Annotated in this window: 21 protein-coding genes; 14 read left to right on the forward strand and 7 right to left on the reverse strand. The window is 46.1% G+C overall.

Annotated features, from left to right (window positions below; genetic code table 11):
• Positions 1–126 precede the first annotated feature (126 nt).
• From DYH48_RS23020 to DYH48_RS23060, 9 genes are all read left to right on the forward strand, one after another.
• On the forward strand, positions 127–1206 hold the full coding sequence (locus DYH48_RS23020; protein WP_012090485.1) for a pilus assembly protein PilM: 1080 nt from the start codon (positions 127–129) through the stop codon (positions 1204–1206).
• Positions 1194–1778 (forward strand): PilN domain-containing protein, encoded by a 585-nt coding sequence (locus DYH48_RS23025; RefSeq protein ID WP_006084512.1) that lies wholly within the window; start codon positions 1194–1196, stop codon positions 1776–1778. Before DYH48_RS23020 ends, DYH48_RS23025 begins: the two co-directional genes overlap by 13 nt.
• On the forward strand, positions 1775–2398 hold the full coding sequence (locus tag DYH48_RS23030; RefSeq protein ID WP_006083545.1) for a type IV pilus inner membrane component PilO: 624 nt from the start codon (positions 1775–1777) through the stop codon (positions 2396–2398). Before DYH48_RS23025 ends, DYH48_RS23030 begins: the two co-directional genes overlap by 4 nt.
• Positions 2398–2913 (forward strand): pilus assembly protein PilP, encoded by a 516-nt coding sequence (locus DYH48_RS23035; protein WP_006084511.1) that lies wholly within the window; start codon positions 2398–2400, stop codon positions 2911–2913. The genes DYH48_RS23030 and DYH48_RS23035 overlap by 1 nt, the downstream gene beginning before the upstream one ends.
• Before the next feature lie 21 nt (positions 2914–2934).
• The gene (locus tag DYH48_RS23040) at positions 2935–4986 is read left to right on the forward strand and encodes a type IV pilus secretin PilQ (RefSeq protein WP_006084510.1); all 2052 of its coding nucleotides are present in this window, start codon (positions 2935–2937) and stop codon (positions 4984–4986) included.
• 216 nt (positions 4987–5202) lie between these two features.
• Positions 5203–5718 carry a shikimate kinase AroK gene (aroK, locus tag DYH48_RS23045; RefSeq protein WP_006083542.1) on the forward strand — a complete coding sequence of 172 codons (516 nt, stop codon included), beginning with the start codon at positions 5203–5205 and terminating at the stop codon, positions 5716–5718.
• A 9-nt stretch (positions 5719–5727) separates the two neighbouring features.
• Positions 5728–6804, forward strand: coding sequence for a 3-dehydroquinate synthase (aroB, locus tag DYH48_RS23050; protein ID WP_006084509.1), 1077 nt, complete (start codon positions 5728–5730; stop codon positions 6802–6804).
• Positions 6805–6822: 18 nt separating this feature from the next.
• Positions 6823–8271 carry an AAA family ATPase gene (locus DYH48_RS23055; protein WP_115336012.1) on the forward strand — a complete coding sequence of 483 codons (1449 nt, stop codon included), beginning with the start codon at positions 6823–6825 and terminating at the stop codon, positions 8269–8271.
• 48 nt (positions 8272–8319) lie between these two features.
• The gene (locus DYH48_RS23060) at positions 8320–9159 is read left to right on the forward strand and encodes a Dam family site-specific DNA-(adenine-N6)-methyltransferase (protein ID WP_011848129.1); all 840 of its coding nucleotides are present in this window, start codon (positions 8320–8322) and stop codon (positions 9157–9159) included.
• An 18-nt stretch (positions 9160–9177) separates the two neighbouring features.
• Here DYH48_RS23060 and DYH48_RS23065 read toward each other — a convergent pair whose 3' ends face one another.
• Both DYH48_RS23065 and DYH48_RS23070 read right to left on the reverse strand, forming a co-directional pair.
• Positions 9178–9363 (reverse strand): DUF2970 domain-containing protein, encoded by a 186-nt coding sequence (locus DYH48_RS23065; protein WP_006083538.1) that lies wholly within the window; start codon positions 9361–9363, stop codon positions 9178–9180.
• Positions 9363–9728, reverse strand: coding sequence for a hypothetical protein (locus DYH48_RS23070; RefSeq protein ID WP_071940652.1), 366 nt, complete (start codon positions 9726–9728; stop codon positions 9363–9365). Before DYH48_RS23070 ends, DYH48_RS23065 begins: the two co-directional genes overlap by 1 nt.
• A 556-nt stretch (positions 9729–10284) precedes the next feature.
• On the opposite strand from DYH48_RS23070, the gene rpe reads away from it, so the two are divergent.
• The 3 genes from rpe to trpS all read left to right on the forward strand — a co-directional run bounded on the left by rpe (position 10285) and on the right by trpS (position 12709).
• Positions 10285–10959, forward strand: a complete 675-nt coding sequence (rpe, locus tag DYH48_RS23075; RefSeq protein WP_006084504.1) for a ribulose-phosphate 3-epimerase — start codon at positions 10285–10287, stop codon at positions 10957–10959.
• A gap of 2 nt (positions 10960–10961) precedes the next feature.
• Positions 10962–11639 carry a phosphoglycolate phosphatase gene (locus DYH48_RS23080; RefSeq protein ID WP_115336013.1) on the forward strand — a complete coding sequence of 226 codons (678 nt, stop codon included), beginning with the start codon at positions 10962–10964 and terminating at the stop codon, positions 11637–11639.
• A 71-nt stretch (positions 11640–11710) separates the two neighbouring features.
• Entirely contained in the window at positions 11711–12709 is a 999-nt protein-coding gene (trpS, locus tag DYH48_RS23085) for a tryptophan--tRNA ligase (protein ID WP_012090479.1), read from the forward strand.
• Positions 12710–12772: 63 nt separating this feature from the next.
• On the opposite strand, the gene DYH48_RS23090 is transcribed toward trpS, so the two are convergent.
• On the reverse strand, positions 12773–13645 hold the full coding sequence (locus DYH48_RS23090; RefSeq protein WP_172481227.1) for a LysR substrate-binding domain-containing protein: 873 nt from the start codon (positions 13643–13645) through the stop codon (positions 12773–12775).
• A 120-nt stretch (positions 13646–13765) separates the two neighbouring features.
• Between DYH48_RS23090 and DYH48_RS23095 the strand changes: the two genes are divergently transcribed.
• Positions 13766–14650, forward strand: a complete 885-nt coding sequence (locus DYH48_RS23095; protein WP_115336014.1) for a DMT family transporter — start codon at positions 13766–13768, stop codon at positions 14648–14650.
• Positions 14651–14742: 92 nt separating this feature from the next.
• Here DYH48_RS23095 and dolP read toward each other — a convergent pair whose 3' ends face one another.
• The 4 genes from dolP to DYH48_RS23115 form a co-directional block, all read right to left on the reverse strand.
• Positions 14743–15309 (reverse strand): division/outer membrane stress-associated lipid-binding lipoprotein, encoded by a 567-nt coding sequence (dolP, locus tag DYH48_RS23100; RefSeq protein WP_006083531.1) that lies wholly within the window; start codon positions 15307–15309, stop codon positions 14743–14745.
• On the reverse strand, positions 15306–15899 hold the full coding sequence (locus tag DYH48_RS23105) for a phosphoheptose isomerase (RefSeq protein ID WP_006083530.1): 594 nt from the start codon (positions 15897–15899) through the stop codon (positions 15306–15308). Before DYH48_RS23105 ends, dolP begins: the two co-directional genes overlap by 4 nt.
• Positions 15900–16008: 109 nt before the next feature.
• Positions 16009–16335 carry a YraN family protein gene (locus tag DYH48_RS23110; protein ID WP_006084496.1) on the reverse strand — a complete coding sequence of 109 codons (327 nt, stop codon included), beginning with the start codon at positions 16333–16335 and terminating at the stop codon, positions 16009–16011.
• The gene (locus DYH48_RS23115) at positions 16332–18236 is read right to left on the reverse strand and encodes a penicillin-binding protein activator (RefSeq protein WP_115336015.1); all 1905 of its coding nucleotides are present in this window, start codon (positions 18234–18236) and stop codon (positions 16332–16334) included. The genes DYH48_RS23110 and DYH48_RS23115 overlap by 4 nt, the downstream gene beginning before the upstream one ends.
• Positions 18237–18324: 88 nt before the next feature.
• On the opposite strand from DYH48_RS23115, the gene rsmI reads away from it, so the two are divergent.
• Positions 18325–19167 carry a 16S rRNA (cytidine(1402)-2'-O)-methyltransferase gene (rsmI, locus tag DYH48_RS23120; protein ID WP_012090476.1) on the forward strand — a complete coding sequence of 281 codons (843 nt, stop codon included), beginning with the start codon at positions 18325–18327 and terminating at the stop codon, positions 19165–19167.
• Positions 19168–19183 lie beyond the last annotated feature (16 nt).

Genomic DNA, 19183 nt, shown 5'->3' on the forward strand with positions numbered 1-19183 from the left:
GTAAAAACGTGAGAAGCTTAAAATAGCGTTTGTAAAATGATGAAACATTCGATACAAGTAAGTATAACAAGTTGATTTTGTGCTAATCTCTTTTACTGAAATATAAATAAAAAAGTGACAATGGATATGCTTTCAAATTTATGGAAGCGTCAGGCTCCGCAGATGGTGGGAATTGACATAGGTTCCCATGAAGTTAAGGCCATTTTGTTGAGCAAGACTGCTGATGGATACAAGATATTGAGTCATGCGGCGGTACCCATTAAAAAGGGGGCCGTTAACGATCATGATATTCGTGATGCAGATGCCGTTGTCGAATGCCTTAGGCAAATAAAACGCAATTTACCTAAATCGGTTAAATATGCGGCGGTTTGTGTTTCAGGCTCTGCTGTGATGACCAAAGTGATCTACATGGATGCTTCGCTGAGCGAGGAAGAAATGGAGGCGCAGATAGAAATTGAAGCCGACAACCTTATTCCGTATTCACTCGATGAAGTCAGCATAGATTTTGAAACCCTCAGCGTAAATAGTACAGATCCAACCAAGGTAGATGTGTTGTTGAGCGCATGCCGTACTGACAACATTGATGTCAGAGTTGATGCGCTCGATAGCGTAGAGCTTGAGGCCAAAGTTGTTGATGTCGAGGGTTATGCTTTAGGCCGCGCCGCCGAATTGATTCTGGCACAACTACCCGAAGGGGCGAAACATAAGGCCGTCGCTATGGTTGATATCGGCGCGAATATGACCACTTTCTCTGTAGTTGAAGCGGGTGAGACGACTTTTATTCGCGAGCAAGCCTTCGGTGGTGAGCAATTTACTCAGTCAATTTTATCTTTCTATGGCATGTCCTACGATCAAGCTGAGAAAGCAAAAGTTGAAGGCGACCTACCACGAAATTATATGTTTGAAGTCTTGTCACCTTTCCAAACTCAGCTATTACAACAAATAAAACGTACGCTACAAATCTATTGTACTTCGAGCGGTAAAGATAAAGTCGACTATCTCGTATTATGTGGTGGGACATCTAAATTAGAAGGTATGGTTAATTTACTGACGAATGAATTGGGTGTTCACACTATCATCGCTGATCCTTTTCAAGGGTGTTTGCATGCCGATGAGTCGGTTAAAAGTGCGCTGCAACCCACAATCAGCAAATATATGGTTGCTTGTGGCTTAGCATTGAGGAGTTACGGTCAATGGCGAACATAAACCTACTCCCTTGGCGAGAAGAGGCGAGAGAAAAACAAAAGCGCGATTATATTGGTATTTTAGCTGCGGTATTTTTAGCGTCGGCGATTTTAGTCTATGTGGCAGTATCTCTATTGGACGTTATGACTGATGAGCAGAAAGCGCGTAATAGTTATTTGCAATCGGAAATTAGCCTGCTCGAAACACAAATTTCTGAGATTAAGAAAATTACCGAGCGTAAGAAAGACATTGAGCGTCGCACCGAAATTATTCTGAATTTACAACAATCCCGTAATTTACCTACTCATGTGTTAGATGAGCTAGTGCGAATAGTGCCCCCTGGAATATACCTTTCTAGCTTAGAGAAAAAGGGCAGTTTGTTACTGATAGAAGGGCGTAGCGAATCAAATAATAACGTTGCTAATATGATGCGTAAGGTAAAAACCTCTGAATGGCTAACCGATCCGAATATGCAATCGATCGTGACCCAAAATGAAGAATTACGGCAATTACAGCGATTCAGTTTAAGAGTCACGATTAAAGGCGCGAATGTAGGTGAGCCTGAGAAAATGACAAAAGGAGCGAGTAAATGAAACTCGATCTAAGTCAGTTTAATGATATCGACTTTGAAAATATTGGTGGTTGGCCTAACCAAGTTAAAAGTTTTTTCGCGATCCTATTAGCACTTTGTGTTTTTGCTGCGGGTTATTTCTTAGTCGTTTCAGATTCGGTTGATACTTATACCGCAGAGCAAGATAGGGAATTACAACTCAGAGATGACTTTAAGAATAAGTATCAACTTGCCGCAAATTTAAAACTCTATCGTGAGCAGCTAGCAACGATGGAAGTGCAATTCGCCGAGTTACTGAAGATGCTACCCTCTGAGAATGAAATGCCTGGTTTGCTAGACGATTTAACCTTCGTCGCGACTGATGCAGGACTTCGAATAAAGAGCTTAGATTGGGAGCCGGAAATTCAGCGGGATTTCTATATTGAGTTTCCCATCAAAATGTCCGTGACGGGCGATTATCATCAGCTAGGTAATATGGTGAGTGGCGTAGCAAAACTGCCACGTATTGTCAGCCTTCATGATTTTACCATTAAGCGCGATGATGCTGGCAACTTAGCAATGGACATTTTAGCCAAGACCTATCGCTTTAAAGAGGGGGCTGAATTACCGCCTGAAAAGCCTGCTAAGAAGGGGAAGAAATAATGAAATTCTTACCTCTAGTGGTTATGTGTATTTTTTTAACGGGTTGCGTTGGCGATCGCAGTGATTTAGAGCTATTTGTTACTACAACCAAAGCGCAACATGTTGCTCATATCCCGCCCTTGAAAGAGCCGCCGAGATTTGAGCACTTCGCCTATCAAGCTGAGTTAATGCGTAGCCCTTTTGTACCTCCTTCGCGTGAATTAACGGAAGAGGTTGTCGATACCAGCAAGGATTGTTTACAACCGGATTTAAAGCGTCGAAAAGGGCGGTTAGAAACTTATCCTTTAGATAATTTAAAAATGCGCGGCACCTTAAGTGAAGCTGATACGACTTGGGCATTAGTTGAAACAAATGACGGCAGTGTGTATCGGATGGGAGCTGGTGAGTATTTAGGTCTGTTTAATGGACGCATTTCTAAAGTTACTTCACAAAATGTCGAAGTAGTAGAATTAATTCCAGATGGTTCTGGTTGTTGGTCCGAAAGGACAAGCAATTTAGAACTTTCTGGAGAATAACGAGCGAAGGATGAGGGAATAATGAAATCTTCTGCCGCGATAAAAGTCCCGTTAATTTCTTCAGGCTTAATCAAGTCTGTTATAGGGATCGCACTGGTATTTGGAATTTTGCCATCGAGTTTTGCGGCAAATCGATTAATGGATGTTAAATACCATGCTTTGGTTGATCATCAATTGGAGCTCGAGCTGGTCTTTGAAGAGGCGGTCGCTCCGCCTTCAATAGATTCAAATGCCTCGCCCGCAGAGCTAGTGCTGACCTTCGATAACACTATCTCAGGTTTATCTAAGGATCGTTTACCTATTAATCAGGTTGGGGTGACAGACATCACCACTGAGCAGCAAGATACTCGTCTTAAAGTCATCTTAGGTATGTCCAAAGTGAAACCTTACCAAGGTTCTGTCATGGGCAATTCATATCGATTAACAATCAACGATGAAGTGGCGGGTACTCAAGCCCAAGCTGAAAACCCTTTCGTTAATAGCATTAAAAATATCGATTTTCGTCGTAATGATAATGGTGGCGGTGAGCTATTAGTCTATCTAAATAATCGCTCGGTTGCGGCTAATGTCGAGCAAGTGGGCGCTAAGCTCGAAGTGAAGTTATATAACACAGATATTAATAACGATCTTCTGTATGTTATGGATGTGAAAGATTTCTCCACGCCAGTAAAAAGCTTCGAGACATTTAAAGAAGATTTAACGGCGCGTATTGTCGTCGATATTACGGGTGAGTATGAATTCACTTACAAGCAAGAAGATAACCTCTTTAGACTCTCAATGAATAAAGTCGAGAGGGCCGCCGCCAAGAAAGATGTTAAAAAATACAATGGCCGGACTTTGTCGCTTAACTTCCAAAATATCCCAGTGCGCACTGTGTTGCAGATCATCGCCGACTATAATAACTTTAACTTAGTCACCAGCGATACTGTGGAAGGCAATATCACCTTAAGATTGGACGATGTGCCTTGGGATCAAGCTTTAGAATTAATTCTGCAAACCAAAGGATTAGATAAGCGTATCGAAGGTAACATCTTAATGGTGGCGCCGAGCGAAGAACTGGCAATTCGTGAAAGCCAGAACCTCAAAAACAAACAAGAGGTTAAAGAGTTAGCACCGCTCTATTCTGAGTACTTGCAAATTAACTACGCTAAAGCGGTCGATATTGCTGAGTTATTGAAAAGCGCGGATTCAAGCTTACTTTCACCACGCGGTTCAGTCGCGGTCGATGAACGTACTAACACAGTGTTAGTGAAAGATACGGCTGAAACGATTGAGAACATTCACCGTTTAGTCGAAGTGCTCGATATCCCCATCCGCCAAGTGTTGATCGAGTCACGTATGGTGACAGTGAAAGACGATGTCTCCGAAGACCTAGGTATTCGTTGGGGCGTCACAGATCAGCAGGGTAGTAAGGGAACCTCAGGCACATTAGAAGGTGCACAGAGTATTGCCAATGGGATTATTCCTACTCCCGATCAGCGTTTGAACGTTAACTTACCCGCGGCAGCCACTAATCCAGCGAGTATTGCCTTCCATGTCGCTAAATTGGCGGACGGCACCATTCTTGATTTGGAATTAAGCGCATTAGAGCAAGAAAACAAAGGTGAAATCATCGCGAGCCCTCGCATCACCACCTCTAACCAAAAGGCGGCTTATATTGAACAAGGTGTCGAGATCCCTTATGTGCAGTCTACTTCGAGTGGTGCAACGTCAGTCACGTTTAAGAAGGCGGTGTTGTCTCTACGGGTTACACCCCAAATTACGCCTGATAACCGAGTCATTTTAGATTTAGAAATCACTCAAGATTCTCAGGGCAAAACCGTTGATACTCCAACGGGTCCCGCAGTTGCCATCGATACTCAACGCATCGGCACCCAAGTGCTCGTTAATAACGGCGAAACCATAGTGCTTGGTGGTATTTATCAGCAAAATCTGATCAGCCGTGTGAGTAAAGTACCAATTCTAGGTGACATTCCTCTGGTAGGTTTCCTGTTTAGGAACACAACAGACAAAAATGAGCGTCAAGAGCTACTTATTTTCGTCACCCCAAAAATAGTCGGTGAGAAGATCTAAGCACTTGCTATGTATCGACTAAAGCCAGCAGTGATTGCTGGCTTTATTATTACTGTTATACAATTCTTTGCATAAATAGCGCACATGGCTTGCCATAGTAGACCCTAAGCTGAGATAATCCTCGGTCAAGTCTCATAAGAGCAAGGTAACATATAGGTCGGCTTGATTTTGAGTCGATATAGGCATACTTTTCAATAAGATTCAGACGTACAAGAAATGGCTGAAAAACGTAATATTTTTCTGGTAGGCCCTATGGGCGCAGGTAAAAGCACAATTGGTCGCCATCTGGCGCAAATGCTGCATTTAGAATTCCACGATTCAGATCAAGAGATTGAGCAACGCACAGGCGCTGATATTGCTTGGGTGTTTGACGTCGAAGGTGAAGAAGGCTTCCGTCGTCGTGAAGCTCAGGTTATTGCTGATTTGTCTGAAAAACAAGGTATCGTCCTTGCCACCGGTGGTGGTTCAGTACAAAGCAAAGATATCCGTAATCATCTGTCTGCTCGTGGCATTGTGGTTTATCTGGAAACCACTATCGACAAACAGGTCGCTCGTACTCAAAGAGACAAGCGACGCCCATTATTGCAAGTGGATGATCCTCGAGAAGTGTTGGAGAATCTTGCAGAGATCCGTAATCCATTGTACGAAGAAATTGCCGATGTGATTGTCAAAACCGATGATCAAAGCGCAAAGATTGTCGCCAATCAGATCATTGAGCAATTAGGTTTTTAGGCAGAATTTATGAAGCAAATTCAGGTTGATTTAGGTGTACGTAGTTATCCCATTTACATTGGCCAGAATTTGATGAGTGATGGCGAGACCTTGTCTCGCTACCTGCTTAAAAAACGTATTCTTATCGTCACCAATGAAACTGTCGCGCCTTTGTATCTTAAACAGATACAAGAGACGATGGCTTCGTTTGGTGAGGTAGAGAGTGTTATCCTCCCCGATGGCGAACAATTCAAAGACTTAGCGCATCTAGATACAATTTTTACTGCATTGCTGCAGCAAAACTATGGTCGAGATTCTGTGCTGGTGGCTTTGGGTGGCGGCGTAATTGGTGATATGACGGGCTTTGCCGCGGCATGTTATCAACGTGGGATCGATTTTATTCAAATTCCGACAACCCTATTGTCGCAGGTGGATTCTTCCGTCGGCGGTAAAACGGCTGTTAACCATCCTCTTGGTAAAAACATGATTGGGGCCTTTTATCAGCCACAAATCGTGCTTATCGATACTTTATGTTTACATACGCTTCCAGCGCGCGAGTTTGCGGCGGGAATGGCGGAAGTCATCAAGTATGGCATCATGTGGGATGCTGATTTTTTTCAATGGCTTGAAGATAATGTAACGGCACTAAAAACCTTAGATGCCCAAGCATTGGTTTATGCTATCTCCCGTTGCTGTGAGATTAAGGCCGATGTGGTTAGCCAAGACGAAACTGAGCAGGGTGTACGTGCTTTATTGAATCTGGGTCATACCTTTGGTCATGCGATTGAAGCCGAAATGGGCTACGGTAATTGGTTGCATGGTGAAGCCGTGTCAGCTGGCACAGTCCTTGCTGCTCAAACAGCTAAGGCACTGGGGCTTATCGATGAGTCAATAGTTTGTCGTATCATACAGTTACTACAAGCTTTTGATCTTCCAGTGAGTGCGCCGGAATCTATGGATTTCGACAGTTTCATTCAACATATGCGACGCGATAAAAAAGTTTTAGGCGGTCAGATTCGACTGGTGCTCCCAACGGCTATAGGCCGCGCGGATGTGTTTAGTCAAGTCACAGAATCTACCCTTGAACAGGTTATTCGCTGCGCATAAAAACTGTGTGGTGGGCGAGTGACGTTTCAAGGTTCTGTCTTGCTTCCTTCTCAGGAAGCCCTCATACAAAGAATGCATCATGTTGCCAGTTATAGCGATCAGCTACTGGTGCTTTCTGGTATCAGCGGTTCAGGAAAAACCACCTTAGTGACCGGATTGGCGACCGATTTTGACGAGTCAAATGCGGCATTTGTGATTTGTCCTATGCATGCCGATAACGCGGAAATCCGCCGTAAAATTCTGGTCCAGTTAATTTCATCCCCGATTTTTGACGACGATATTCCCCTCGCCGATACCCTGTTGCGGCTTGCGAGCACGCAAACTAAACCCTTACATATCATTATCGATGATGCGCATTTATTGCCTAAGGCATTATGGGCTGAGTGCATTATTCTCAATCAAATTCAGTGTGCGGGTAAGAATATCGCTGTCACACTCACGGTTCCGCCGGCATTTTTAGCAGATCTACTTCCACAATTACCGGAGCAGTTACGGCGGCAGATATTGCCTATCAGTATTGAGCCGTTAACTATGCCTGAGCGTGAGGCCTTGTATCAAACGTTACTGAGATACAGCGATCAAAATCCTTTTACCCCAAGGGAAATTGTGCGCAGTCAGCTTGAGAAACAAACCGGTACGCCGCAGGAAGTGGTTAATCTATTAGATAAAGCCTTGCATAGCGCGCCTGAGAAGACATCTTCCTTGGTGAAATATAAAGCTGTGATGGTGACTGCTGTGAGTATGTTACTCGCCTTAGGCATTTGGCTTGGCGTTACTCAGCCTTTTTCTGAGGAGCAAGCCTTAGAGGCTGCGACTTATCCTGCGATAGATTCACCCGCCTTTTTGTCCTACGGGCAAAAAGTCTTAGCGCCGTATTTTGCGCTGCGCGCTGAGCAACTGAAGCTCGCCGCGGAGACTGCGAAAGTTATTGAAATCGAGACGGCAGAAGCCAAAACTGAACAAGCCGTCGATCCCTTAAGTGAATTCCACGGTGAAGCGCCACATCCCATGCCTGACGGTGCTGGCTTCGTGAGTGTGGGTGAAGTGAGTAGTAAGTCTTTTGGTGAGGATAAGCCGCTTGAGGATACAGAACCACAAGCCAAAGCGGCTCAGACTCAGCCTGCAACCATTAAAGCTGCAAAGGTCGATAAGCCGGTAGCTAAAGCGGGCTTGGATACGCAAAAGCCGCTCAAAGGTTACACAATACAGATTGCCAGTGTTGCTCAGTTGGATACCCTGCGTGCAACATTAAAGAGTATTGAGCATCTTGAGGGCGTTCGCGTTGCACAACATAAGCAGCGTTGGGTTGTCCTCGTTGGCAACTACAGCAGTAGCAAGTCAGCTTCGAATGCGGCGGCACAATTGGTTAAAGAGTATCGTCTCGAGCAACCTTGGGTAAGAAAATGGGCGGATTTAAAAGATTATCAACTAGAAGAAAGTCTGCCAAATCGTGAAATTTCAGAATAAACAGAGTACAATCATGGCCTTTATTTTTGTCGGCATTCATCAAGTTAAATGATAAAAAAACACAGAGCCTTCCTTAAGTGGGCTGGCGGTAAATTTAAATTGGTGGATGATTTGGCCAGTTATTTACCCGCAGGAGACCGTTTGGTCGAGCCATTCGTGGGTGCAGGATCCGTTTTCTTAAATACGGATTATCCTAGCTACCTGCTCTGTGATATTAATCAGGACTTGATTGAGTTATACCAGATTGTGAAGCATCAACCAGAAGCTTACATTGCCGCGGCTAAGGCAATGTTTGTTGATGAGATGAATCAAAAAGACGCTTACTATCAGGTGCGGACCGACTTTAATAAATGTCGCGACCCTTTCCAACGTTCCGTCTATTTCCTCTATCTAAACCGTCATGGTTTTAATGGCTTATGCCGTTATAACCGTAAAGGCGGCTTCAATGTACCCTTTGGTTCCTATAAAAAGCCGTATTTCCCCGAAAAGGAAATCTGGGCCTTTTCTGAAAAAGCGCAACGTGCCGAGTTTAAATGCATAGGTTACGAAAAAGCCTTTGAGCAGACACGTAGCGGCGATGTGGTTTACTGCGATCCACCTTATGCGCCATTATCTACCACATCCAGTTTTACTACGTATGTTGGTGCAGGCTTTAGTCTAGACGACCAAGCGCTGCTGGCCCGTCATTCGCGCCATACAGCACTAGAGCGTGGTATTCCTGTGTTGATCAGTAATCACGATATTCCATTGACTCGCGAGTTATACCGCGGCGCTCACTTAGCGAAAATCCAAGTGCAACGTAACATTAGCCAAAATGGTAGTGGTCGTAACAAAGTGGATGAGTTGATGGCGTTATATGATGAAAATTACGATCCAAAGGATGACTAGGTTCGACATAGCCTACGTTCAGCTAAGCACTTGTCCTACGAGAAACATCAGGCTTGCCACTAAGATGACTGCCAACACGATTCCCATTGCGATATAAGGTAATGGTGAGCTAGTTTGGAAATCTTTTTTTCGATTGTCGTCAGTTTGTACCCCGAAAAAAGCGGCAACTGTACTGTGGAATACTTGCCAGATACGGCTAAGCATTAATAGGCGAGATGCGACGTAGTGGGTTTGAGATCATCCATAGGCTTATCTTGATGACCGTGTAATAGCTCAAGCAGATCGACAAAGTGGAACTGACTCGAACGGTTTTTACCTGTGAGCCACGTTTTCCAGCTTAGGGTTTGTGCTTGATCGGCGCAGCGATTATTAGGATGACTACTAGGTAAAGCACTATTGTAACGGGTATCACTGCTACAAGCGCAAGAAGCTGTTTCGGTATTTTCCGTAAGTTTTTCAACGCCAAAAGCTAACGTGGCCACGACAACTGCAGTGAATGCCAACATCATAGATGACTTAAATGTCACCGACCTAACATAGTGTGAAAACAAACTAAACCGCCCCTTCATAACGCTTCCTTTGAAATGAACCAGCATTGCGCCTCGAGTATAACAAACTCGCCTAGTTTATGAACAAAAATTTATCAATAGCCACCAAAATGCGCGTAAATGTTAGCAAATTTCATATTATACCAATCACATTAAATATCTAATCAGTTCAGAGCCTCACAGGCATCTCAATCCAAGGCGCATTGACGCAGAAATGGTTATTCCCTTTTAAGTCAATGCAACACGGGAGTGGGATGCCTGTGAGGCTCCCGAAGGGCGGCTGATGTTAACGGCATGGCAATGCGCTTTATACTTCGTTCAAGGCTTTAGACAGAGCACCACTATGCCTTCAAGCCTTCGCCTTGTCTAAATCGCGTTGAACTCCCGCTGAATGAACAGATATTTAATACGATTGGTATTATCTAGACCCCAATTGACTACGATAGTTGCAGAATGTGTTGCTTTGCTGACAGCTGCATCGCGTATCAATTGCCAGAAATGTGGCTTTAGCTATAGAGGCTTAGCTTGGCTCAGGGTAAAATAAGGCACTTTTTATCCAAATAGCAGCGAGTGTTTTATGCGTCCATTCTTGATTGCTCCATCGATTTTATCTGCCGATTTTGCCCGTTTGGGCGATGATGTAAAAGCCGTGTTAGATGCGGGGACCGACGTAGTGCATTTTGATGTGATGGATAATCACTATGTTCCTAACTTAACGATTGGCCCTATGGTGTGCCAAGCGCTGCGTAACTACGGTATTACCGCCGATATTGATGTGCATCTAATGGTCAAGCCGGTTGATCGCATCGTGCCTGATTTTGCTAAGGCGGGCGCGTCTATTATTACTTTCCATCCAGAAGCTTCAGAACACGTCGATCGCACACTTCAGTTGATCAAAGAGTGTGGCTGTAAAGCGGGTCTCGTGTTTAACCCTGCTACACCACTGCATTATCTCGACCATGTGATGGATAAGCTGGATGTGATTCTATTGATGTCGGTGAACCCTGGTTTTGGCGGTCAATCTTTTATCCCATCTACGTTAGATAAGCTGCGCCAAGTGCGTGCGCGTATCGATGCCAGTGGTTTTGATATTCGCTTAGAAGTGGATGGCGGCGTTAAGGTCGACAATATTGCCGAAATCGCCGCCGCCGGTGCTGACATGTTTGTTGCGGGTTCTGCCATTTTCGGCAAGCCAGATTACAAAACCGTTGTTGATGAGATGCGTGCCGAACTTGCTAAAGTTGGGGCATAGGTATGTGGGATAAGATTAAAGCGATAGCGTTTGATCTTGATGGCACGCTGATCGACAGTGTGCCTGACCTAACCGTTGCCACGCAGGAAGCCTTAGCCGAGTTAGGTTTGAAGAGCTGCTCAGAGGCGCAAGTGCGTACTTGGGTCGGTAACGGCGCCGAGATGTTAATGCGCCGCGCCATGACCCATGCCTTGGGATTAGATGTTGAGCAAACCGTGCTTGATGCGGCCATGCCGATTTTTATGCATCACTATCAAGAGAATCTTGAAAAGCACAGTGCGCTGTATAGCGACGTGCATCAAGTACTGCAAACCTTGTTCGATGCAGGTTTTAAGCTCGCCGTTGTCACTAATAAACCCTATCGTTTTACCTTGCCATTACTCAATGCCTTTGGGATTAATGACTTTTTCAGCTTAGTGTTAGGTGGCGACACTCTCGCTAAGATGAAGCCCGATCCTTTGCCGCTGCAGCACTTATTACATGAGTGGCAATTGGATAAAGAGGCGTTATTGATGGTCGGCGACTCTAAAAACGACATTTTAGCGGCGAAAGCGGCTGGGATAGCGTCAATCGGCTTGACCTACGGCTACAACTACGGTGAAGATATTGGGCTCAGTGGCCCAGATGCCGTATGTGAGCAATTTAGTGAGATTTTGAACTGGGTAAAACCTACCAAGTAATGCGTGTTTACCCGTTTTTTAGTCGATTTTTTATAGTCTTTTTTATATATAGATAGTGGAGCAATGACGTAATGACCAAACCCATAGTACTCAGCGGTGCACAGCCGTCCGGCGAATTAACCATAGGTAACTACATGGGTGCATTGCGTCAATGGGTTGCGATGCAAGATAGCCACGACTGCCTCTATTGTGTGGTCGACTTGCATGCCATTACCGTGCGTCAAGATCCTAAAGCGTTGCGCGAAGCCTGCTTAGACACCTTAGCCCTGTATTTGGCCTGTGGCGTCGATCCTAAAAAGAGCACAGTGTTTATCCAGTCACAGGTACCACAACATACGCAATTAGGTTGGGCACTAAACTGCTACACCCAAATGGGCGAGTTGAGCCGCATGACGCAGTTTAAAGATAAGTCACAAAAGCATGCTAACAACATCAATGTAGGTCTGTTTGGTTACCCTGTGCTGATGGCGGCGGATATTCTGATTTATCAAGCGAACGAAATCCCAGTTGGTCAAGATCAGAAGCAACACCTTGAGTTAACGCGTGATATCGCGACTCGCTTCAACAATGCCTACGGTGATACTTTCACCATTCCTGAGCCATTTATTCCTGAACATGGCGCGAAAGTGATGTCGTTGCAGGAGCCGCTGAAGAAGATGTCTAAGTCAGACGAGAACCGTAACAACGTCATCGGCCTGCTAGAAGATCCAAAAGCCGTGCTGAAGAAGCTGAAAAAAGCTATGACAGACAGTGATGAGCCGCCAGTCGTGCGTTTCGATATGGAGAATAAGCCAGGCGTTTCTAACCTGCTGAGTCTCATGTCGGGTGTGACGGGGCAAAGTATTGCAAGCCTAGAAGCCGAGTTTGAAGGCAAGATGTATGGCCATTTGAAAGGTGCAGCAGGCGAAGCGGTTGTGAGCATGTTAGAGCCGCTGCAAGAGCGTTACCGCGCGATTCGTGCCGACCGTGCTTACTTAGACCAAGTGATGAAAGCTGGCGCTGAAAGTGCGCAGGCGCGCGCCGAAGTGACATTGAAGAAAGTGTACGAGAAGATTGGTTTGTTAGTGTAATCAATCGATATCGATAAATTAAGCCGACGTCAGCGTCGGCTTTTTTGTGTCTGTATGTTCACCTTAGGCCTGTGATTTTAGCCAAGATGAGAAGGCAGCAATCGCAGGCTCAGATAAACGGCGTTGCTTACAAAAGAAAGTAAATTCAAATCCGGTATGCACATCGGGAAGATTCAAGGCGACTAAACGCCCTGTGGTGATATCGCCAGCCACCATAAAGTCCGGCGCTAGGGCTAAGCCTTGGCCTGCAATCGCCGCCTCAATTGCCATCACAATATGACTAAACACATGCTGCTGTTCGTTATCGAGTGGAATCTGGTGTGCCGATGACCACTTGTGCCAGTCGAGTCCGAGTGGGCCTTCATCGACAACCAGCAGGGCTTGTTGCTGGAAATTACTCAGGCTAATGTCGCGCCATTTAAGGTAGAAATTTGGGCTGCACACTGGGATTAACCGCTCTTTGTGGAGTAACTGTTGCCAATAGCCGCGTTGATTCAGTTTACCGGCGATGAAGATATCCGCCGTGCTAGTGCTGAGATCAGGATCTTGGGTGATCATCTCGAGGCGGATTTTCACGCTCGGATATTGGCGGCGAAAATCGGCGAGTCTGGGGATCAACCATTTCACCGAGAAGGAACTGTAAACCGCTAAGCACAGCTGCTGATTTGGCGTGTCGCGAACCTTCAAATTAAGATCACTTAACTCGTTGAATATCCGCTCTAACTCTAGAAATAGTCCGTGTCCTTTTGGGGTTAACTGCAGTTTACGCCCCTGGCGGTCGAACAGTTGCTCGCCAAAATACTCTTCTAATACCCGCACTTGGTGAGAAACCGCACTTTGGGTGATGCACAGTTCATCGGCTGCCTTAGAAAAATGCTGCTGTCTGGCGGCGGCCTCAAACACTTGCAGAGCGCGTAATGGTGGTAGCTTTCTCATTATTTTCAATATCTAAAGGCTTTAGTATGAATTTAATTCATCTAGCATGAGAAAGCATCATTTCAGCTTAAGTTTTGGGAGGATTATCATGCCGCCATTGAGATTTATGGATGTTAAAAAATGCAACGCCCAGTTGTTATCGGTTTGATTTTATTGATAGTAGGTAATCTATTCAGTGCCTTCTATGATGTGTCGATCAAGTGGTTGCCGGACGATGCAAATGCCTCGACTTTCCTCCTTGTCAGGCAGATTTCCTCAGTCTTTATGCTGTTGCCAGTGTGGCTGTATTCACAGCGGCCAATGACGACACATATTTCAGTTCACCTTTGGCGTGCCAACATAGGCTCGGTTGGCGCGCTTTTTTTAATTATTGGCTTGATGGCATTGCCACTCGCGACGGTTAGTTCATTATTTTACTCGGCGCCTTTGATGATCATCTTGATGGGGTATTTTTTCCTGAGAGAGCGGATCACTGCCGCCCAGACCATCTGCACAGGCTTAGGTTTTGTCGGTATTTTGATTATCCTGCGACCGAGCGAAATAAACTGGTATGGCATTGCTGTGCTATTTTCGGCTTTTACCTTTGCGGTGAATCAGTTAGCGCTGAAAAAAGTGCCCCATGCTGAACATCCAGTATTAACGCTGATGTTGTATAACTTGCTGGGTATTCCGGCGACGTTAGTGATTGCGGCGTTTCAGGGCATTGAAGGTTTGAGTTGGGAGCTGGTGGGCGTGGCATTGCTGAGCAACGTATTCTTACTTGTGTATCATTGGTTTTGCGTGCTGGCCTACCGTAAAGCACAGGCAAGCGATATCGCGATTGCGGAATACACTGGCTTGTTATTTATTGTCTTTTTAGGCTGGTTGTTATTCGATGAGTGGTTGGATAACTTAAGCTGGCTCGGCGCTGCTTTGATTGTGTTGCCTTCGTTGTGTTTACCTTGGTTAGGGTCGCTGTTATCAAAATCGACGCCTAAGGTTGCGGATACACTAACGGGGAAATAATGGTGAGCGTTTAAGCCTAAGTGTACGAGTTGACTCGCGACTTAGGCTTAACTTCCACTACGCTCAAATTACAACCTGCTCAAATTGTAAAATCACTCTGTATATTCAAATACTCTTACCACTTTACGCACGCCTGCTGTATTGCGGGCGATATCAACGGCTAAGTCTGCTTGCGAGCGATGGATCACGCCGAGCAAGAAGACTTCACCATTTTCAGTGATGACTTTAATGCGAGTCATATCCAAATCTTTCTCGTTTAGCATGCGGCCCTTCACTTTGGTGGTGATCCAAGTGTCGTTGCTGCGTGTGGTGAAAGAAGTTGGGTTGCCAATGCGGATCTGATTGTGGATCTTGCCGCCTAGCTTAAGATCTTGTACGACCTTGATGGCTTTATCCCTTAACGTAGAGTTAGGGGCTTGGCCTATCATAAGCACATTGCCATTGACGGACACACCAGTGATATTAGTTTGTTTTTTAAGATCTTCTTGCTCTAGTAGCGCACTAGTGATCCTAAAATCGGTATTAGTATCATCAATCTGTGTCTTAACAGTACGCTCATCGTTGGCCATCATAGCGCCACTCACTGCGCCCACCATAACGGCACCGGCGCAGCCTTGTAGCAGCAAGCAAACCATTAACAGCGGGGCAGCGTGTCTCATTGCTGCTCGTCCTGCGGGAAGAGTGTGCGGTCAATGTTGTCACACAGGCAGTGGATCACCAGTAAGTGCACTTCTTGGATACGTGCGGTGACGTTTGAAGGCACGCGGATTTCCACATCGCCCACACTCAACAGGCCTGCCATAGCGCCGCCATCTTTACCCGTTAGTGCAACGATCGTCATGTCACGGCTTAATGCGGCTTCCATGGCTTTAATCACGTTACCTGAGTTACCGCTGGTGGAGATCGCCAGCAGAATGTCGCCCGGTTGACCTAAGGCAAAAATCTGTTTTGAGAAAATCTCATCGTAGCTATAGTCGTTGGCGATAGCTGTGATGGTTGAAGTGTCAGTAGACAGGGCGATGGCCGGTAAGGGTGGACGTTCAATCTCGTAGCGGTTTAGCAGTTCGGCTGAGAAATGTTGTGCATCGCCAGCACTGCCGCCGTTACCGCAAGCAAGGATTTTATTGCCACCCAAAAGACAGTGCACCATCATCTCGGCCGCTTTGGCGATTGATTCTGGCAGTGCTTCGGCTGCATCGATTTTTGTCTGGATAGATTCAGTAAAGCTGTCTTTAATGCGTTCTAACATGGATAAATCCTTTCAGGATAAAGTGTTGCTATCATGCCATATTTCCACAAGCGTGTTGAGGCACAGACGTTAAAAATAATTTGTGTTGCCACTCTCGCACTATTGGCGCTTAAAAGGCATCGACGAGCCAATGAATTTGATCGGCTTCCATGGCGATGACATCGAAACGACAGGGCACATCGAGTCTATTGAGTTGCAAATAATGGTTGGCCGCTTTGCGAATCCGCGTTATTTGCGCCGCGCTTAAAGCCTGTAATGCGCCGCCATATTGGGTTGCCGAGCGATACTTCACTTCAACAAATACCCAATGGCTTTTATGGCGCATGATCAAATCAATTTCCCCAAACGGATAGCGGACATTACGTTCGACAAAAGTTAACCCTTGCTGTTCAAGGTAACGTTGTGCGTGCGCTTCTGCCTGCTGTCCGAGTGTCATAGCTGGCGGAAGCTGCCTCTTTGGTAGCGTCCCCAGCTTAATTGGCGGTTTACTATGCCATCTGGGCTAACCGATAAAGCGCCGCTGCGGCCATTGAATTGGTAACCCGTAAATGAGCGCATTTGTGCTAAACGTCCGATCAAGTCCATCGCATCATAACCCATAACAAACAAACGTTTCTGACTGTTATTCCAGCCCGAAAATAGTGTGTTAACCATTAGGTTTTCTTCGCCGTTTTGCATCAGCCAAGGGGCATCGCTGAGGGTGAGGTTATTTAAATCCTGCGCCGTTTGTGTGCTTTCGTTCTCAACTCGGCTGCGGCTTGAGGTATACAAGGGCACAGGTTGAGTGAACACGCTGAAGTTAACATCGATAAAGGCCTTGAGCAGAGTCAGATCCTGCGGCGTTGAAATCATATAAATGGCATCAATATCTTGGCGTGAGCGGAAGTCAGCCTGCACTGAGTTACCCAGCAGCTCCTTGATGCGTGCGATACGGGCTTGGCTATCACGAACGCCAAGGGCATCTTGCACTGTGGTTTTCATTTGGTCGCCGCCATCGTAGTAATAGACTTCGACGACGTTATCGCTCTTCTTTTTCCACGCTTGAATAAAGCTCTCGGCCATACGTTTGCCAAGGGCATCATTGCTGGCGAGCAGCAATGGCATAGTGACGCCATCTTGATATAAATGCTCGGCGGCATCGGCTGCTTCTTGGGCTGGCGATAGCGCAAAGTAGAATTTGTTTGGATCGGGTGTGAATTTATCCACTTGATTCAAAAAGAGTTGTGGTACAGGCGCAGCAGGAGCCGCTGCAACCGTATTGGCCGTTTTGTCTGGGTTGGCAGCATTGGCCACTGCATTAGTGGCGGCAGTATTTGCCGCATTCATCACTTGCAGTTGTTCGATTTCAGTCGGCAGTAATGGGCCAATAATAAACTCGGCTCCCGCCATCAGCGCCTGTTGATAGGCACTCGCCGCATCGTTGGCCGTATCGTAAAAATTCACTGCGACTTTATCGTTTTGCTTCGCCATATAGCTGGCTAATATGCCTTGGCGAATCGCATTGGCGGCGTTCGCTCTTGGGCCAGTCAGCGGCAACAGCACTGCAATGTTTTTCGGTGTAAAAGGCTTAGCGTTGAGGGCTCTGTCTAAATCGGCAGGCAACTTTGCCGCAGCTGGGTGATAAGGGTTCTGCTTTTGCCATTCACCTAAGTAGCGCACTAACTGGGTGGGATCGACGGCATAATGCTTAGCGATATAAGCCAGTTGTAACCAGCCTGCAAACACTGGACTTTTAGCATCTTGCGTAAACGTCTTTATGGTTTGTTCGTGCATCGGCTGCAGCACTTGCCAAATGGTGTTATTCACTTCGTTGGCTTGGGCGGGTGGCAAGTAAGTTGTCAGTAAACTCAACTCGCGTACTTGTTCAATTGGCTGTTTATTCAATTGATATAAATGCGCCTTGAACTGGTGATAAGCCGTCATCTGCCAGCTTGGCAGGCTCCAATTACTTGGATAATTTAAGGTTTTAAGGGCATCACTGTAGGTGGACGTGTGTTCAAGCACACGTGCAGTTAAGTATTTATGTTCGGCCAGTAATGTTGGGCTCTGAGTTAAGCTCGGCTGTATCGATTTAAGTAGCTTCTGCGCTGCGGCATAGTCATTGGCATTAATATAGGCATGGGCTGCTAGCAGCAGATTAGTATCGCGCTGCTGCGGATCTTTACTATTGGCCGCTTGCGCCAAATAGACATTTGCCGCCAAAGGTGCGGATGCTAATGAGGTAGCCAATGTGGCGGTTGTTCCAGTGGAATTGGGCGATGAAACACCACAACCCGCCAAGATTACCGATAAAATGGCCACGGAAACGAACTTAGTTGTATTCAGGCTTTTTAACACTGGGCTTCACTCTGGTAAGATGCGGCCTCTAGTTTAACCTTCTCTCGCGCTTGACGAAAGTCTTGGCACTGTCATTACAGAGGTATATATGGACCAAAGCGTCGCACTCTACATAGTTCCTACTCCCATAGGTAATTTGGGCGATATGAGCTCGCGGGCAATAGAGGTGCTGAATCAGGTTTCATTGATCGCCTGTGAAGACACTCGCCACAGCGGTAAGTTGTTGAGCCACTTCGGCATTACCACTAAAACGACGGCCTTGCATGACCACAACGAGCGTGCGCGTGCCCAGTGGATTGTGGATCAGCTTGCAGCGGGTCAGTCGATAGCATTAATTTCCGATGCGGGTACGCCGTTGATTTCCGATCCTGGTTACCACTTAGTCTCACATGTGCGCCAATCTGGGTTTAATGTGATCCCTTTGCCGGGCCCTTGCGCGGCGATTACTGCCTTAAGCGCCTCTGGTTTGCCATCGGACCGTTTTACTTTTGAAGGTTTTCTGCCCTCAAAAGAAAAAGCCCGCGCCGATAAGTTATTGGCACTGAAAGAAGATCCGCGCACGCTGATATTTTATGAATCACCACACCGCATCGAGCACAGTCTAACGACTATGGTCGAAGTGCTGGGCGGTGATCGCCATGTGGTGATGGCGCGCGAAGTGACGAAAACCTTCGAAACCTTTTTATCTGGCCCAGTTTCAGAAGTGCTCGCTAAAGTGAGTACTGACCCTAATCAGCAGAAGGGCGAAATCGTTCTTATGGTGCATGGCTACCATTTGAGTGATGACGAAGCGATTCCCACGGTCGCCATAAACACGCTCAAACTCTTATGTGAAGAATTGCCATTGAAGAAAGCCGCTGCAATTGCCGCGCAAATTCATGGACTTAAAAAGAATGCCTTGTATAAATACGGCCTAGAGTCTGATTTATAAGCGCTAAAACGGCCGC

The organism is Shewanella baltica (genome assembly GCF_900456975.1).
Lineage (GTDB): Bacteria > Pseudomonadota > Gammaproteobacteria > Enterobacterales > Shewanellaceae > Shewanella > Shewanella baltica.

Excerpts from the sequence above, each read along its gene's own strand:
- DYH48_RS23020 (WP_012090485.1), top strand. The coding sequence starts at position 127 with ATGCTTTCAAATTTATGGAAGCGTCAGGCTCCGCAGATGGTGGGAATT.
- DYH48_RS23025 (WP_006084512.1), top strand. The coding sequence starts at position 1,194 with ATGGCGAACATAAACCTACTCCCTTGGCGAGAAGAGGCGAGAGAAAAA.
- DYH48_RS23030 (WP_006083545.1), top strand. The coding sequence starts at position 1,775 with ATGAAACTCGATCTAAGTCAGTTTAATGATATCGACTTTGAAAATATT.
- DYH48_RS23035 (WP_006084511.1), top strand. The coding sequence starts at position 2,398 with ATGAAATTCTTACCTCTAGTGGTTATGTGTATTTTTTTAACGGGTTGC.
- DYH48_RS23040 (WP_006084510.1), top strand. The coding sequence starts at position 2,935 with ATGAAATCTTCTGCCGCGATAAAAGTCCCGTTAATTTCTTCAGGCTTA.
- aroK (WP_006083542.1), top strand. The coding sequence starts at position 5,203 with ATGGCTGAAAAACGTAATATTTTTCTGGTAGGCCCTATGGGCGCAGGT.
- aroB (WP_006084509.1), top strand. The coding sequence starts at position 5,728 with ATGAAGCAAATTCAGGTTGATTTAGGTGTACGTAGTTATCCCATTTAC.
- DYH48_RS23060 (WP_011848129.1), top strand. The coding sequence starts at position 8,320 with ATGATAAAAAAACACAGAGCCTTCCTTAAGTGGGCTGGCGGTAAATTT.
- DYH48_RS23065 (WP_006083538.1), bottom strand. The coding sequence starts at position 9,363 with ATGCTTAGCCGTATCTGGCAAGTATTCCACAGTACAGTTGCCGCTTTT.
- DYH48_RS23070 (WP_071940652.1), bottom strand. The coding sequence starts at position 9,728 with ATGAAGGGGCGGTTTAGTTTGTTTTCACACTATGTTAGGTCGGTGACA.
- rpe (WP_006084504.1), top strand. The coding sequence starts at position 10,285 with ATGCGTCCATTCTTGATTGCTCCATCGATTTTATCTGCCGATTTTGCC.
- DYH48_RS23080 (WP_115336013.1), top strand. The coding sequence starts at position 10,962 with ATGTGGGATAAGATTAAAGCGATAGCGTTTGATCTTGATGGCACGCTG.
- trpS (WP_012090479.1), top strand. The coding sequence starts at position 11,711 with ATGACCAAACCCATAGTACTCAGCGGTGCACAGCCGTCCGGCGAATTA.
- DYH48_RS23090 (WP_172481227.1), bottom strand. The coding sequence starts at position 13,645 with ATGAGAAAGCTACCACCATTACGCGCTCTGCAAGTGTTTGAGGCCGCC.
- DYH48_RS23095 (WP_115336014.1), top strand. The coding sequence starts at position 13,766 with ATGCAACGCCCAGTTGTTATCGGTTTGATTTTATTGATAGTAGGTAAT.
- dolP (WP_006083531.1), bottom strand. The coding sequence starts at position 15,309 with ATGAGACACGCTGCCCCGCTGTTAATGGTTTGCTTGCTGCTACAAGGC.
- DYH48_RS23105 (WP_006083530.1), bottom strand. The coding sequence starts at position 15,899 with ATGTTAGAACGCATTAAAGACAGCTTTACTGAATCTATCCAGACAAAA.
- DYH48_RS23110 (WP_006084496.1), bottom strand. The coding sequence starts at position 16,335 with ATGACACTCGGACAGCAGGCAGAAGCGCACGCACAACGTTACCTTGAA.
- rsmI (WP_012090476.1), top strand. The coding sequence starts at position 18,325 with ATGGACCAAAGCGTCGCACTCTACATAGTTCCTACTCCCATAGGTAAT.